The organism is Mucilaginibacter sp. UYCu711 (assembly GCF_050433825.1).
Lineage (GTDB): Bacteria > Bacteroidota > Bacteroidia > Sphingobacteriales > Sphingobacteriaceae > Mucilaginibacter.
In genome coordinates this window covers 614,705-629,401 of sequence record NZ_JBNPWM010000001.1, presented here as the reverse complement: position 1 = coordinate 629,401, position 14,697 = coordinate 614,705, and the positions used below count along the sequence as shown (strand labels likewise).

Here is a 14,697-nt window from a genome sequence, read left to right as displayed (position 1 = left end):
ACTTTTTCATCATAAAAAATTACAAAAAGCGCAAATAGCCGGTGATAATTATTAAAAAACAACCTTCAAATAAAAAAATCTTTAAAAAACATTAATCTTTTATAATTCCTTTAATAATTACCCTTTATTTTAAAGTATAATTCTATTTTTGATGTAAACCATCAAAATAAAACGCAAATCATGCCTAATATTCGTTTTCAAGCCCTACAGGCGGTATTAACCCGTACAATTCCTGAAGTAAAGTTCCCGTCTTCAAAAATTTCTGACTTTTATGGAGCAAATGTGTTCGATATCAAGAAAATGAAGGAGCTTCTTTCAAAAGAGGCTTATAATAGCATAGTTAACTCTATAGAAAAAGGCGAACCCATACCCCGGGATATGGCAGAGCAGGTTGCTACAGCCATGAAATCATGGGCCTTAAGTAAAGGCGCTACCCATTATACGCACTGGTTCCAGCCACTTACCGGCACTACTGCCGAAAAGCACGACTCCTTTTTTGAGCCTACTGCCGATGGTGGCGCGATAGAGGTATTCTCTGGAGATGCGCTGGCACAACAGGAGCCTGATGCTTCAAGTTTCCCAAGTGGCGGTATACGTAATACTTTTGAAGCACGGGGTTATACTGCATGGGATCCTTCTTCGCCTGCGTTTTTGATGGCACGCACTTTATGTATCCCAACAGTATTTGTATCATACACCGGCGAAGCGCTTGACTATAAGGTACCCTTGCTAAAAGCGGTTAGCGCTTTAGATAAAGCGGCTGTAGATGTTTGCCATTATTTTGATAAAGGCATTGAAAAAGTAAATGCTTCATTAGGTATTGAGCAGGAATATTTTTTGGTTGATATCGCCTTATTTAATGCACGCCCTGACTTGCACTTGACTGGCCGCACCTTATTTGGCCACATGTCTGCCAAAAATCAGCAGTTAGAAGACCATTACTTTGGCTCAATACCTGAGCGCGTATACGCGTTTATGCAGGATATGGAAACCGAGGCCTTATTATTAGGGATCCCATTAAAGACACGCCATAACGAGGTTGCACCATCACAATTTGAGTGTGCCCCTATTTATGAGGAAATTAACCTGGCTATCGACCACAATCAATTATTAATGGACCTGATGGACCGTGTAGCCAAGCGCCATAACTTTAAGGTGTTACTGCACGAGAAACCTTATGCCGGTATTAACGGCTCTGGCAAGCACAATAACTGGTCAATGATCACCAACACCGGTAAAAACTTATTATCGCCGGGCAAAACGCCTAAGAACAACTTAATGTTCCTTACGTTTTTTGTAAATACTATTAAAGCTGTATATGAGCATGCCGATCTGTTAAGAGCGTCTATCGCATCAGTAAACAACGATCACCGTTTGGGCGCCAACGAGGCCCCGCCTGCAATTATATCTATATTCCTGGGTACCCAGCTAAGTGAGCTCTTGGATGAGATAGAAACTTCCCGCATCAGCAAAAAAATTAAGGACGAAGCTTTATTATGGCAGGGCATCCCTAAGATCCCCCAAATATTAAAAGACAATACCGACCGTAACCGTACATCGCCATTTGCATTTACGGGTAATAAATTTGAGTTGCGCGCGGTTGGTTCGTCGGCTAATTCGGCCAGTCCGATGACTATCCTTAACCTGATAGTTGCCGATCAGCTTAAAAAGTTCAAGTATGATGTAGATAAATTATTAAAGAAAGGTGAAAAGAAAGATGTCGCTTTATTAATGATCATCAAAAAATACATCAAAGAATCAAAAAGCATCCGTTTTGAAGGAAATGGTTATAGCGAAGAATGGGAAAAAGAAGCTGCAGCGCGTGGTTTATCAAACTTTAAAACCACACCAAAGGCCCTTGACGCATTTATATCAGAGAAATCTGAAATATTATATGCTGAAAATGCTGTCTTCACCAAACGCGAAGCACATGCCCGCCATGAAATACTATTAGAAGCCTTTTATAAAAAATTACAAATAGAGGCGCGGGTTATTGGCGAATTGGTGATGAACGTAATTATCCCATCGGCAATTGATTACCAGAGCAAGCTTATTGAAAACGCCAAAGGCTTGAAAGACCTTGGTTTAGACAAATCATCGTACCAGGTACAATTGGATATTATTAACAAGATTGCCGAGCACATTAACTTCATCAAAGAGAATTGCGACAAAATGGTAGCCGAGCGTAAAAAGGCAAACGATATTGAGGATCTGCGCGAAAAAGCTATTACTTATGATGAAAAGGTAAAATCATACTTTCAGCCAATACGTTACCATGTAGACAAGTTGGAGCAATTGGTTGACGACTCGTTGTGGCCGCTGCCAAAATTCAGAGAATTACTATTTATTAAATAGCAATCAAGCCTTCCTGAGAAATCCGGAAGGCTTTTTTTATTATAAAACCTATATTTGCCGCATGGTTTCTTCGCAAAGATATGATCAACGGGGCGTGTCGGCCTCAAAAGACGATGTACACAACGCTATAAAGAATATTGACAAGGGCATTTTCCCTAAAGCATTCTGCAAAATAGTACCTGATATTTTAACCAACGACCCAGAGTGTTGCAACATTATGCATGCCGACGGCGCGGGTACAAAATCATCATTAGCATACACTTACTGGAAAGAGACCGGCGATATATCTGTATGGCGCGGCATAGCGCAGGATGCTATCATTATGAACCTTGATGACCTGCTTTGTGTGGGCGCTATAGATAATATCCTGTTATCTTCTACCATCGGCAGAAATAAAAACCTGATACCGGGCGAAGTAATTGCTGCCATTATTAATGGTACCGAAGAAATATTAGCCGAATTGAGAGCTGCCGGAATAGGCATCTATTCAACCGGTGGTGAAACTGCTGATGTGGGCGACCTGGTGCGCACTATCATTGTTGATTCGACAGTTACCTGCCGGATGAAGCGCAGCGAGGTGATATCAAATGACAGGATCAAACCCGGCGATGTTATTGTAGGGTTGGCATCATACGGGCAGGCAAATTATGAAAGCGAGTATAATGGCGGCATGGGATCGAACGGGTTGACATCTGCCCGCCATGATGTTTTCAATAAAACCATAGCCGATAAATATCCGGAAGCTTATGACGCCGCTATTCCTTACGAATTGATATTCTCAGGTACAAAATTACTTACTGACGCTATTGATATAGGTAATGGGCGGTCTGTTAATGCAGGCAAACTGGTATTATCAGCAACCCGTACTTACGCACCTATTATCAAACAAATATTAGATCAGTACCGGAGCCAAATAAACGGGATGGTGCATTGCAGCGGCGGGGCACAAACCAAGGTATTGCATTTTGTTGATGGCTTACATATCATTAAAGATAACCTCTTCCCTATCCCTCCGTTATTTAAGCTGATACAGGAAGAATCAAAAACCAGCTGGCAGGAAATGTATAAAGTGTTTAATATGGGCCACCGTATGGAGCTGTATGTACCAGAGGAAATTGCCGCTGACCTGATAAAAATATCACAAAGTTTCGGCGTAGAAGCGCAAATTATTGGTCACGTTGAAGCTGCCCAGCAGAAACAGGTTACTGTACGCTCTGAATTTGGCGAATTTGTTTATAATTAGGGGATTAGTGATTGGTAATTAGAGATTAATTTATCATAAAACAGAAAACCCGGCATATAGCCGGGTTTTCTGTTTTAAAAGTTATTAGTTGAGTTTAAAACAATGTAAACTCTACACGACGGTTTTGTTGACGACCTTTTGCAGTTTTATTGGTTGCAATTGGTTGAGTTTCGCCATAACCTGTAGCTTCAATTCGTGATGCATTAGCACCTTTATCTATAAGGTAGTTTTTAACTGATTCGGCACGTTCTTTAGATAATTTCATGTTAGCGTCGTTTGATCCAACGTTATCTGTGTGACCGGCTAATTTTAAGCTGAAGTTTTTATCAATTAATAATTGAGAAACCCTGTTTAAGCTTGGGAATGAATGTGCACGGATAGTAGCTTTACCAAAGTCAAATTCAAGGTTGCGGATAGCTTCTCTAACTATTTTCCTATCTTCTTCGGTTATAAAAACTTTAGTAATAGGTGTCGGTGGTGTTGCAGCTACCGGAAGCGGACATCCTGCGCCATCAACTTTTACACCAGACGGCGTACCAGGGCATTTATCAAAAAAGTCAGATACACCATCACCATCACTATCAGTAGTGTATTTGGCCATATTGGCGGCAGCTGTAGCCATATCCGCTCTAAGCTGATCATTTGCTGCTTTTTGAGCGTCGATCTGACGTTGCAACCTTGCTTCTTCAGTTAAATATTCGTTTTGGATAGAAGCGATTGGGTTAGCCCACTGTAAGTGTGGTTTTGATTTGCCTCCCAAAGAAAACTCGATGCCACCATAACCATATGAGTAATGGCTGGTTTTAGGATATTGATTAGCGCCGTTAAAGCTGCTTGCGTCAATAAAGTTTTCATTATAACCTAAGTTAATAGCAACCCCATCGCTAACTCTGAATTTCACACCTGCACCTAATGGCATAACCAAAGCAGATGATTTGAACGAAGAAGTTGATGCTGTAGGGAAATTGCTATCGGTGTAACCAGTAACGGTAGGCTCGTAATATACTACGCCCAAACCTGCATTTAAGAAAAATTGCACGGCGTTTTTACGACGTAAATAATCAACTGTAGCAAAGTTAAACACGCCGCTTAATGCCACCTGGTTAAATTTGGTGCTGAACGCTTTATAACGATTGCCGTTTATATTAGTAATAAAAGGTACATTAGAAGAAACACCTCCTTTTACCGTACCGCCGTTGTAATCAAGTTGCAAACCCAAAGAATGAACTAATTGTTTTCTGATTGAAAGACCATAACCTAAGGTTGGCTCCCAATGGTCAAAACCATTATGTCCACCGGTTGCTAATATTAATGATGGTAAACCGGCATTAACACCGATAGACCATGTGTTATAAGCAGCAACACCCGAGAAGGGCTTAACATATTCACTGCTCCCTGTGTCAGAAGTTTGGGCTAATACACTACCGCCTAACAGAACACCTGTCATCATAAGAGCGGCTTTTTTAAAATTTGTTTTCATAATTGTTGTTTTAGTTGATCTTGCCTAATAAGGGTAAGTTACCCTGTATAGACAATTGCGGTGCCACAAACTAAAACTGCTACAACTTGCTATATAACAACAAAGTCCAATTATTGCTGTTACAATAATTGGACTTAATACTATACAATTGTATGATATGAAATAGAAAATAGAGCAGTATTAAACTGCGCTTTTTTCCAGCGCCTGAGTAATATCAGCTATTATATCGTCTACTTTTTCCAAGCCAGTAGAAATCCGGATCAACCCGGGCGTAATACCAACGCTTAACTGCTGCTCGCTGGTTAGGCGTGAATGTGTTGTACTGGCAGGGTGCGAAGCAATACTACGGCTATCTCCTAAATTAGCGGTAACAGAAAGTAACTGAAGCGCATCAAGAAATTTACGGCCAGCTTCTACACCGCCTTTTATTTCCATACAGAAAACACCGCCACCTGCTGTCATTTGTTTTTTGGCAATTTCATACTGCGGATGGCTGGGCAGAAAAGGATATTTTACAGATGCAACATGAGGATTACCTTGCAAAGCTTCAGCCACTTTTAACGCGTTTTCGCAATGACGCTGCATCCGTACATCAAGTGTTTCTAAACTCTTGCTTAACACCCATGCGTTAAATGGCGACAAGGTAGGCCCGGTATTGCGGCAAAACAGGTAGATCTCTTTTATCAAATCGGCACGGCCAACAACAATACCTCCCAACACCCTGCCCTGCCCGTCTATCCATTTGGTGGCCGAATGTACAACCAGGTCGGCACCATATTCGATAGGTTTTTGTAATAATGGTGTAGCAAAACAATTATCTACATTTAAAATAAGATTATGCTTTTTTGAGAACTTACCGGCCCATTCCAGATCCAATATCTCTAACTGAGGATTGGTTGGCGTTTCCAGGTAGATCATTTTGGTATTGGGCTGCACCGCGGCTTCCCACGCGGCTTCATCACCAGCCGGAACTAATGTACAGGTAATGCCATAACGCGGCAGGTATTTGGTAACCAGCGTAAACGTACTACCAAAAACAGAGCTGCAGCTTATAATATGATCGCCTTGCTGTAATAAGGCAAAGAAGGACCCAAATATAGCAGCCATACCGGTGGCAGTAGCAAAACCATCCTCTGCACCTTCTAACGCGCACATCTTGGCTATAAACTCATCAACGTTAGGATTGGTAAAACGGCTGTAGATATTATCGTCCGTCTCGTCAGCAAACGCGGCACGCATTGCTTCGGCTTCGTCAAATATAAAACTGCTTGTTAAATATAAAGGTGTTGAGTGTTCCTGCTGTTGTGTCCGTTCTGTTTGAATACGAACAGCCTGGGTTATAGGGTGTAATTTAGATGACATTGTATTAAGGTATTATGATTTAACTACAGGATGTACAAAAACCTGCGTTTTAATTTCGGCACCGGCTAACGCTAAAGTTGCCGCAACCGAACAATATTTATTAATTGAAAGGTCAACCGCGCGGTTAGCCTTGTCCTGATCGATATCGCCATATAAATGAAACTCTACAGTAACATTTTTCCATAAAGATGGTTCTTTACCGGCTTCACGATCACCATTTACCACCATTTTATAATCCTCTACATTTTGCTTTTGCTTTTTAAGGATCATGATAACATCGATGGCAGAGCAACCGGCCAGGCCCATTAACAGCATTTGCATTGGGCGCACGCCAAAGTTTTGGCCGCCACTTTCGGGGCTGCTGTCCATATTAACGGTGTGTCCGTTTTCATCGCTTGCGGCAAAGCCAAAATCGCCGTGCACGCGGTCTAATTTTATAGTAGGCATAATCTATGTAAATAGTGTGCTAAGTTATAACTTTTGGGGGAGTAAACTTTGCGGCAAATCAATATTTCTGTAATTTAAAAAACATCCAATTGTAAAATACAGCCATGAAAGTATGGTCAGTTCTAATCAGTCGTTATCCTGCACCCACTCCACCTGTTCGTAAGTCAGCTTAAAAATTTCTTCGTAGGTACAGCGCACAAAACGCTGCAATTTTATTTGCGCGCTATCAATAAGGTGCCCAATAATTTCTTTACGCGACCATTTACCGGGAGCCGGCCTGGTATCCCAATCAATAGATTGCAGATCATAAGTCAGTAAATCGTTTATTGCTGTGGCTAATTGCCGGATCGTATCTTTCACTATCAGTATATATTTAATTGAAGATAATTAAAAATGGACCAACAAAATATGCAACAATCAAAATCATTTTATTTATTTTCACAACCCTATATAAATACATAACAAGGCATGGCTTTAAATTACATTTGGATATTTTTCTTCTTAATCGCTTTTGTTATTGGCCTTATCAAGCTGATATTTTTTGGCGATACCGAAATATTTAAGATGATGGCCGAGGGTACTTTTGACACCTCAAAAGCGGCTGTTATGGATATTGCCTTGCCGCTTGTTGGCATTATGTCGTTATGGTTGGGTATTATGAAAATTGGCGAACGGGCCGGGGCTATTAATTTCTTATCCCGCATAGTTGGGCCATTCTTTAACCGGCTTTTTCCTGAAGTACCTAAGGATCACCCGTCGGTTGGGCAGATGATGATGAACTTTTCGGCCAATTTATTGGGCCTTGACAATGCCGCTACTCCATTTGGACTAAAAGCCATGAATGGTTTACAAACACTGAATAAGGACAGCGATACCGCATCAAACGCGCAGATCATGTTTTTAACACTGCATGCTTCGGGGTTAACTATTTTGCCAATTGCCATAATTGCACAGCGCGCCATCTACCATTCGGCCGACCCGACTGACGTATTCATCCCCTGTATTATAGCAACTTATGTAGCCACATTAGCCGGATTGATAATTGTAAGTATCAAGCAAAAAATAAACCTATTCGATAAGGTGGTTATCGCCTGGTTAGGTGGTATAACGTTAGCCATTGGGTTAATGATATGGTATTTCGTAGCATTTTTAAACAAGCAGCAAATTGGCGAGTTTTCTAAGGTATTCAGCAACGTTGTTTATTTAACTATCCCCGTATTATTTATACTGGGCGGGCTCCGCAAAAAAATAAATGTGTTTGAGGCTTTTATAGACGGTGCAAAAGAAGGATTTGAAGTATCTGTTAAAATCATACCCTACCTGGTTGGCTTGCTGGTAGCTGTAAGCCTTTTCAGGACATGTGGCGCCTTAACTTATATTGGTGATGGCTTTAAATGGGTATTTTCCCATTTCCCTAATATGGATACCCGTTTTACCGATGTTATACCTATAGCTGTTATACGCCCATTAAGCGGATCGGGCGCACGGGCTATGATGCTGGATAATTTAAAAACATTTGGCGTTGATAGCTTTACTGGACACCTGTCAAGCGTACTATACGGCACCGCCGATACTACATTTTATATTGCCGCGCTGTATTTTGGGTCGGTTGGTATTAAGAAGACCCGCTATGCTATACCCGCTATGCTTATAGCCGACCTTTTTGGGATAGTAACGGCGATATTAATCTCTTACCTGTTTTTTGGTTAACTCTTCGGGTTGTATTTACAACAAGTATAAATTGCAGTTTGCAATATATACTTGTTGGTTTATTTTTAACTTTAAAGCATAAAATTACACCTTTATTATATGACCAATAATTCACCAAAAGACAAGACAGACCAGTTTTTCAAGGCAAAAGCAGCGAAGAGAAAAAGTGGCAATAAAGTGTTAGCTATCTTACTTGTTTTTTGTTTAATAGTAATTACTGTTATAGTAAAAATTACATTTAGCGGTTCGCTAAAGCCCAATTTTTTTAAAGGATTGCCCGGTAGCGACGATGCTTATACCATTGCCAAAGAGTTTATCCGCCCTACCTTAGCAGCATCAAGCGCTAATTTTTCTGACAGCAAATACCAGTTTGGTAAAAAGTCCGATTCGGTTTATGTGATCCAGTCATCTGTTGAAACAAGCAACAGCAGCGGCGAAAAGATTAATACCGAATTCAAGATAATTTTAAAGTATAACGGCGGTCAAGTTGATAGGCAAAAGAACTGGTCGTTAATAGATTTGACCACACACTAATGCACAAAAAAAGCAGACTGAGATTTTACTCCCGGCCTGCTTAATCACTCTAAAACAATCACCTCTTAACTTTAGAAGTATCTTTATATAATTAACTTAATTATTACCTGGTTAAATATTTTAGTCAAAGGTATCAATAAGTTAGCTGTTTAAACTTATAACTAATATTTTTTACTGCAAGGTGACAGTGCCTTAACTGTTAATAGGTTAGGCCTTTTATAAAAATATCAAGCAATAATAAACGCTTGGCATGGATCTCATCCAGATGTTCTTTTTGCGGGAACATTGCCTTTTTAAAAGATACCGCGCTCACTCTTACCCCATGCAAAGCATCTAATAATAAGTCAACAATTTCTTCGGGATTATCAACAGGTTTGATAGCACCTTTATCTGCTTCAGCCTTAATAGCTGCGCTTAATAAAACCAGCTCGGCCTGGTGTATCTCGGTTATAATTTCCCAGATAGTGTCCGGCAGGTTTTGCTCATTAACCCTAAAAAAATCAAAGAAATTATAGTTCTTAACAATGAAATTGTGTTTAATATCTATTTGTGCAGCAAAGGCTTGTTTAAGATCACTAAACTCGTTAAGCTTCGTTTGCAGGTCGTTAATGTACTGGCCGGCCAGTTTACGCATTACTTCTGTGTACACCTGGCTCTTATCCGGGAAATAATAATACAACAAGGCTTTTGAGAATGACAGGTCACCTGCTATTTCATTCATCGTGGTTTTTGAATAACCATAATGTAAAAACCTTTGGTAAGCGGCATCTAAAATCTTCTCTCTCTTTATATCCTGCTGATCGCTTCCTGAGCTCATTTGTAGACTACTAATTATTCAAAAACTGACTATTTTAACAAAATTATCAAAAATTCTATATTAATAACCCGAAGAATGGCTTTTAAGTGTTTAAACGCGCAACATTAACAGATAATTTACATTGCGATTAAAAAACTATAACCAAATATGTGTGAAAAAAAAAGCCGCCCCAATAAATCGGGACGGCTTTTTTTGGAGTTGCTAACTATTATTCAGCTGCTACTACTTTTGTTTTATGTGTTACCTTTTCGCCTTTAAGCCGTTGTTTAAGGTTAAAGTGGATGATGTATAAACATGGTACCAATATTAAGGTTACTATGGTTGCAAACCCTAAACCAAATATCATTGTCCATGACAACGGGCCCCAGAACGCAACGTTATCACCACCAAAGTGTATATGTGGTTTAAACTGGGTAAACAGCCCCACAAAGTCAATATTAAAGCCTACCGCCAATGGTATTAAACCTAATATGGCCGCGGTAGCTGTTAATACAACCGGTGTCATACGGGTACGGCCCGCCTCAACTACGGCATCGTGCAGGTTTTGGCCTTGCTCCATCAGCAGGTCGGTAAACTCAACCAATAAGATACCGTTACGTACCACTACCCCCGCCAGTGCTATAATACCTACACCGGTCATTACTATGGTAATGGTCATACCGAATATACTCACACCCAGGAATACCCCGATGATACTGAACAGGATCTCGCTTATAATGATAAACGTTTTACCTATCGAGTTAAACTGAATCATCAGGATGATCAATATCAAACCAAATGATGCACCTAATGCTGATAACAAGAACATCATTGCTTCCTGCTGATCTTCCTGGCCGCCACCCATTTTAATCAGGATGCTATCGGGCTTTTTAAAGTCGTTTATCGCACGCTGTATGTTGGCGTTAACCTCGTTCGCATTAAACGGCTTTATAACATTTGATCCTAAGGTCAATACCCGCCTTTGCTGCTTGTGTTTAATATTGCTATAAGTATTGGTATACCTGATGTTGGTAAAGGCCGATATAGGTACCTGACGCACTGCACCACCCGTTGCCATATCACGGTAAGTGATCTTAAGGTTACGGATAGCATCGATGTTATTACGCTGGTCTTCCTGCGCCCTTATATTGATCTCGTAGTTATCTTCTTTAGTGTTTCTAAAGTCAGCAGCTTTCATACCGTAGATGCTGGTAAACAATGCCATGCTTATTTGCTGGCTGTTTATACCTTCACGGTTAGCGCGTTCTCTGTCAATATCAAATACAATTTCAGGTTTATCGCTCTCAACATCAGGTATCAGTTCTTCAATACCGGCTATATTTTGTTTAGCCAGGTATTTCTTCAACCTATCAGATGTTTTAACTAACGAATCCAGATCGTCGCCAATTAACTCGATACTGATATCTTTTTGAGTTGGCGGGCCGCCATTTTCTTGGTCTATAGACAATTTAGCGCCCGGCACAGAACCTGTAATAGCTTTACGGATGCGGTTTAATACATCACGTGTACTTTTGCCGTTACGTTTACCAAAGTCAACAAAAGCAACGCTGATCTTTCCCTTATTGGCATAGTTACCCTGATCTTCTGATTGCGGATCTGTTACGGCCACAGTTACGTTAGATATAACAGATGAAACAATATCCTTATCAGGCTCGACAACCTCGGCTACCTTTTGTTCTAATTTCTTAGTAACCTCATTGGTATAATCCTGGTGCGTACCCGTAGGCAAGGTTATATATACAAACACAAAGTTCGGATCCGCCTGCGGGAAAAACTCAACCTTAGGTGCGCGGGCAACCATAAAGAATATGCTGAAGATGAACAAACATATTGTACCAAATAGTACCCACCAAGGGCGTTGTACCGCACGTTCTATCCAACGGGCATACCATGCCTGGAAACGCGGCCATCCGTTTTTCTGGAACTTGTCTATAACCTGTAGTAAAACAAAGTGATTTAACAGGTATAAAGCTGCGGCCAATACCACAAAGTTACCTATACCAAAATTTATAAGATATCCTACTACCGCAGCTATGCCTAAGAATATTAAAGCACGGCGTACTTTTTTATCAAACTTAGGGTTATCGTGCTCACCGTCATGGTGAGGTTTCATAAAATCAACCGCGAAAACCGGGTTAATAATATAAGCCACCAATAACGACGCTAATAAAGTAATGATCAGTGTTATAGGTAAAAAAAACATAAACTTACCAATTAAGCTGTTCCAAAATGCTAATGGGATAAACGGAGCCAAAGTAGTCATGGTACCAGAGAATACCGGCAGGAACACCTCACCTGCTGCTGCTTTCGCTGCTTCTTTAATTGGTACTTTACCATTACCGAAGATCCTGTGCGTATTTTCAATTACCACGATGGCATCATCCACCACAATACCGAGTGCGAGCAGGAAGGAGAACAGAACAATCATGTTTAAGGTAAAGCCTATTACCGGCATCACCAGGAAGGCGATGAAACATGATAACGGTACTGATAGCGCCACAAATATGGCGTTTGTACTACCCATAAAAAACATCAAAATAATTGTTACCAATATAAAACCAATGATGATTGTGTTAACCAAATCATTAATAGTAGTACGGGTTTTATCAGACTGATCGCCGGTTACAACAATGTTTAATCCTTTAGGAAACACTGTTTTTTGCTTGGTTACTATTAACTGGTTTATTTTATCAGACGCCTGTATCAGGTTCTCGCCTGCACGTTTACTAACAGCTAAAGTAATAACATCTTTAAAGGTGTTATCGTTAGTGTTTTTTAAACGGGCGTAGCTCTCCTGCTCATGGAAACTATCCTTAACCTCGGCAATATCACGTAAATAAATGGCCTGGCCCTTAGGGTTACGGATAACCATTGCTTTAACTTCGTCCGAATTTTTAAAATCCTGTTTAATGTCTATGCTTCTGCTTACGCCATCAATTTTTACTGAACCGGCTGAGCTGATTATATTTTCGGCACCTATCGCCCTGGTAATATCATCATAGCTTACCTGTGCCGCCGACATCTTGTTCATGTCTACATTAATCTGTATCTCCGGTTTTAAAGCACCTATCTCATCAACCTTCGAGATCTCTTTGTAGCTTTCAATATCGTCTTTTAAGTTATCAGCATATTCTTTTAACTTTTTCAGTCCATAATTGCCTGATATGTTAATGTAAAGAATAGGCAAATCGGCTACGTTTATATCAGATATGGTAGACTCCTTTAAGTTATTATCATTCTGAGGTAAATCCGGAGTTGCTTTGTCAACAGCTTCTTTTACGTCTGTCTTAGCATCCTTAATTAATATGTTACCGTTAAACTCGCAGGTAATGATCGATATATTTTGATACGAGTTTGAGGTAACTTTTTTAAGTCCTTTTAACGATTTTAACTTTTTTTCTATCTGCCTTGTGACCAATATCTCAATATTTTGCGGCGACTGGCCCAAATACTGCGTGGTAACAAACACTTTATCCTGTGCTATATCCGGGAAATTCTCCTTCGGTAAGTTATTATAGCTGATCAGCCCCAGTACGGTAATTAAAAATACCATTACGTACACGGCCGTTTTATTTTCTATGGCCCAACTACTGGGTCCAAATTGTTTTCCAAGATCTTTCATTAGATCGAATGTTTTATAAGGTTAATTACCTGATTGTACAACTCTCAATTTATCACCATCCTCAATATCGCTTGCGCCTTCTACTACTACCTGGTCGCCACTTGTTAAGCCTGATAATATTTCAGACTGCCCTAATGAAGTTGCGCCTTGCTTAACAGCTTTACGTTTTGCAGTACCGTTTTCATTAACAAATACATACGTACCGGCTTCTGAAGTTTGGATAGCTTTAATTGGAACTGTGATAACACTATTATTAGAGTAATCAGCTATTTTCAACACTGCAGTCATGTTAGGACGCAATGATTTACGAGACGGCAACTTTACTTCGATGGGGAAGCTACGAGATACCGGATCAATAACCTTAGCGGCGAAAGTGATCTTAGTAACCAATGAATCATTAGCATCAGGAATTAAAACTCTGACTGTATTACCTGTTGCCACTTTGCCTGCGTATGATTCAGGCACATCAGCTTTGATCTTTAACAAGTCGGCATTAACAATACGGATACCTGTGGTACCCGGCATAGCAGCCTGGCCCAATTTAAGATCCATTTGGTCAACCGTACCGTTTATTGGTGATTTTATGCGGTACATATCTGCTTGTTGACGGATACCTTCCAATTGCTTTTCGGCTGATTGTAAATTAGCTTGTGCTTGCAGATACTGCACCTCGGTACCAATTTTTTGATCCCAAAGGTTTTTTTGACGTTGAAATAATGTGCGGGCCAGGTTAACCTGTGTCTCTACCTGTAATATACTTTGTTTTAAAACACTATTATCCAACTGCGCCAATGTTTGGCCTTTACTAACATGCTGGCCAACGTTTACATTTAACGCGGTAATAATACCCTGCGCCTGCGGATAAGCAGTTACGTTTTCTTCGGCATCAATTTTACCTTGAATATCAACGTAGTTAGTAAATGTTCCTGCTTTTACAGTTACTACACCAACATCAGTAGTTTTAGCTGATTCTGTTGTAGTTACCTGTGATTGCAGGGTAGCAATTTTTGCATTTATGTCGGCCTGTTGCTTTTTAAGATCGGCTAACTCGGCTGCTTTATCCTTTGGCTTGTTAGAGCATGCCGCTAATAACAATAAGGCTGGTATGTATATTATTTTTTTCATTT

The 14,697-nt window shown here is 40.2% G+C and carries 11 protein-coding genes; 4 read left to right on the top strand and 7 right to left on the bottom strand.

Annotated features, from left to right (window positions below):
* The first annotated feature begins 180 nt into the window (after positions 1-180).
* Both ABIB50_RS02945 and ABIB50_RS02940 read left to right on the top strand, forming a co-directional pair.
* Positions 181-2,355, top strand: a complete 2,175-nt coding sequence (locus ABIB50_RS02945) for a glutamine synthetase III (RefSeq protein ID WP_429377123.1) — start codon at positions 181-183, stop codon at positions 2,353-2,355.
* A 61-nt stretch (positions 2,356-2,416) separates the two neighbouring features.
* Positions 2,417-3,598, top strand: a complete 1,182-nt coding sequence (locus ABIB50_RS02940; protein ID WP_429377122.1) for an AIR synthase related protein — start codon at positions 2,417-2,419, stop codon at positions 3,596-3,598.
* A gap of 94 nt (positions 3,599-3,692) precedes the next feature.
* Here the strand turns inward: ABIB50_RS02940 and ABIB50_RS02935 are convergent, their stop codons facing one another.
* The 4 genes from ABIB50_RS02935 to ABIB50_RS02920 form a co-directional block, all read right to left on the bottom strand.
* A complete protein-coding gene (locus ABIB50_RS02935; protein WP_429377121.1) occupies positions 3,693-5,078 on the bottom strand; it encodes an OmpA family protein in 1,386 nt (461 codons plus the stop codon).
* Between the two features lie 180 nt (positions 5,079-5,258).
* Positions 5,259-6,440, bottom strand: coding sequence for a trans-sulfuration enzyme family protein (locus ABIB50_RS02930; RefSeq protein WP_429377119.1), 1,182 nt, complete (start codon positions 6,438-6,440; stop codon positions 5,259-5,261).
* Between the two features lie 12 nt (positions 6,441-6,452).
* Entirely contained in the window at positions 6,453-6,887 is a 435-nt protein-coding gene (locus tag ABIB50_RS02925; RefSeq protein WP_429377117.1) for an OsmC family protein, read from the bottom strand.
* Between the two features lie 126 nt (positions 6,888-7,013).
* On the bottom strand, positions 7,014-7,247 hold the full coding sequence (locus tag ABIB50_RS02920; protein WP_429377116.1) for a hypothetical protein: 234 nt from the start codon (positions 7,245-7,247) through the stop codon (positions 7,014-7,016).
* 108 nt (positions 7,248-7,355) lie between these two features.
* Between ABIB50_RS02920 and ABIB50_RS02915 the strand changes: the two genes are divergently transcribed.
* Together ABIB50_RS02915 and ABIB50_RS02910 are read left to right on the top strand one after the other, a co-directional pair.
* Entirely contained in the window at positions 7,356-8,597 is a 1,242-nt protein-coding gene (locus ABIB50_RS02915; RefSeq protein ID WP_429377115.1) for a nucleoside recognition domain-containing protein, read from the top strand.
* Positions 8,598-8,696: 99 nt separating this feature from the next.
* On the top strand, positions 8,697-9,131 hold the full coding sequence (locus tag ABIB50_RS02910) for a hypothetical protein (RefSeq protein ID WP_429377113.1): 435 nt from the start codon (positions 8,697-8,699) through the stop codon (positions 9,129-9,131).
* 199 nt (positions 9,132-9,330) lie between these two features.
* Here ABIB50_RS02910 and ABIB50_RS02905 read toward each other — a convergent pair whose 3' ends face one another.
* From ABIB50_RS02905 to ABIB50_RS02895, 3 genes are all read right to left on the bottom strand, one after another.
* The gene (locus ABIB50_RS02905; protein WP_429377112.1) at positions 9,331-9,948 is read right to left on the bottom strand and encodes a TetR/AcrR family transcriptional regulator; all 618 of its coding nucleotides are present in this window, start codon (positions 9,946-9,948) and stop codon (positions 9,331-9,333) included.
* A 208-nt stretch (positions 9,949-10,156) separates the two neighbouring features.
* On the bottom strand, positions 10,157-13,570 hold the full coding sequence (locus tag ABIB50_RS02900) for an efflux RND transporter permease subunit (RefSeq protein ID WP_429377111.1): 3,414 nt from the start codon (positions 13,568-13,570) through the stop codon (positions 10,157-10,159).
* Positions 13,571-13,591: 21 nt separating this feature from the next.
* Positions 13,592-14,695, bottom strand: a complete 1,104-nt coding sequence (locus tag ABIB50_RS02895) for an efflux RND transporter periplasmic adaptor subunit (RefSeq protein WP_429377109.1) — start codon at positions 14,693-14,695, stop codon at positions 13,592-13,594.
* Positions 14,696-14,697: the final 2 nt, after the last annotated feature.